General features: G+C 70.7%; 2 protein-coding genes. Both read right to left on the reverse strand.

The window, feature by feature from the left end; genetic code table 11:
- On the reverse strand, positions 1-466 hold a 466-nt coding region (locus DEIPI_RS40175), incomplete at its 3' end, for a hypothetical protein (protein ID WP_045234589.1).
- A gap of 270 nt (positions 467-736) precedes the next feature.
- A partial coding sequence (locus tag DEIPI_RS32155; protein ID WP_045234590.1) for a HAMP domain-containing protein occupies positions 737-1677 on the reverse strand: 941 nt, incomplete at its 5' end.

A 1677-nucleotide genomic window follows, 5' to 3' on the forward strand; every position in this document is an offset into this window, starting at 1 on the left:
GCTCGTGCGCGCCCACCCGCGCGAGCAGCGTCGCGCGCCGCGCGTCCGAGAGCCGCTCACGCCACGCCGTCAGCCAGTCCTCGAAGTCCGGCAGGTCCCCGAACTCCAGCGTGTCCAGCAGCAGTCCGCCGCCCGAGGACCACACGTCCTGCCCGGCCAGCGCGAGCTGCGCGTCGACGTCCACGTCGTCCGAGAGCGCCAGCGTCGCGTCGCCGACCACGAGTTCCGCGTTCGTGCCGCGCCTCAGGCGCCGCAGCAGATGAACGAGATTGTTGCGTGACGTCGCCTCGCCCGCGTCCGGGTACAGCAGTCCCGCCAGCCGGGCGCGCGTCGTCGGGCCCTCTAGCGCGAGGTACGTCAGCAGGGCCGCCGAGCGGCGCTCCAGGGACGGCGCGGCGAGGGCGCCGTCCACGCTGAGCTGAGCCCCTCCCAGGACCCGCAGGGTCATGCGTGACTGAGCGGTCATGATCCGTTCATTGTAAGCAGCCGGGTCTTCTCATGCGCCGGATTCGACGTGAGGAAACGAAAGGAGAGCGGCCCGGACGCAAGGGTCCGGACCGCTCTCTTGTGCCTGGGGCGGTGACGCGTCTCTCCAACCTTCTGGCGTCGTCCGCTCGGGGGCGGCCCCTCGCTTCTGCCAGGGGCGGTGACGGGTCTCTCCAACCTTCTGGCGTCGTCCGCTCGGGGACGGCCCCTCGCTTCTGCCTGGTGCGGTGACGCGTCTCTCCAACCTTTGTTACCTGTTCCGCCGCTTGCGCAGACGCTCCATCGCCGCCTCCAGCGAGAGGCGCATGCGTTCGAGCGCGCGGGCGAGGTCGCCGATCTCGTCGTTGCGCTCCGCCGACACGGGCGTGTCGAGCTGGCCGAGGCTGATCTTGTCGGCGGCGGCCACGAGCGTCTCGATGGGCTGCACGATGCGGCGGCCCGTGCGGATCGCGAAGAACGCGGCCGACACGAGGATCACGAGGGTCAGGCCGAACAGCATCAGCGTGGAGCGGCGCGTCGCGGCCACGCTGGAGTCCGAGACGACGCCCACGGCGACCGTGAAGCGCGGCTGCTCGGCGCCCTTGGCGGCGGTGGCCGCGCCGGCGGTGCGCACGCCGTTCTTCTCGTACACGCCGATGTTCTGCACCTCGTAGTGCGTGACCGTCGTCTTGCGGTTGGCGGGGTCGTCGATCTTGGCCTGCACGCCCTCGAGCAGCTTCGGGTCGCTCACGCCGGAATCCTTGAGCTGTTCGAGCTGCAGCTTGAAGCGGTCGGCGGGCTGATCCGAGTTCACGAAGCTGCTCGCGCCGGGATTCTTCGCGATCCAGGCGTTCACGGTCTCGCCGAGCAGGAAGTCCGCGTCCTCGTTCTTGGAGCGGAAGAACTGCAGGCCGTCCGGGGTGTTCACGGCGATGAAGCCGACGGTGGGCTGCTTGAGCAGCGTGCGCAGCTGCGTGTCGAGCGCGTTGACGTCGTCGATGTTCACGCTGGTGCCGACGGACGCGGCGAGCGACTGCGCGCCCTCGCGGATGACCGTCTGCTGCGCCTGCTTGAGCGCGAGGTACGCGCCGCCGAGCAGGCCGAGCGACGCCACCACGAGCGGCGCGAGCGTCGTCACGAGGACGCGCTGACGCAGGCTGAAGCGGCGCGTCTTGACGGGCGCGGCCTCGGCGGGCACGTCGTCCGCGAAGG

It is taken from the genome of Deinococcus pimensis DSM 21231 (genome assembly GCF_000519345.1).
In the GTDB taxonomy this organism is placed as follows: domain Bacteria; phylum Deinococcota; class Deinococci; order Deinococcales; family Deinococcaceae; genus Deinococcus_A; species Deinococcus_A pimensis.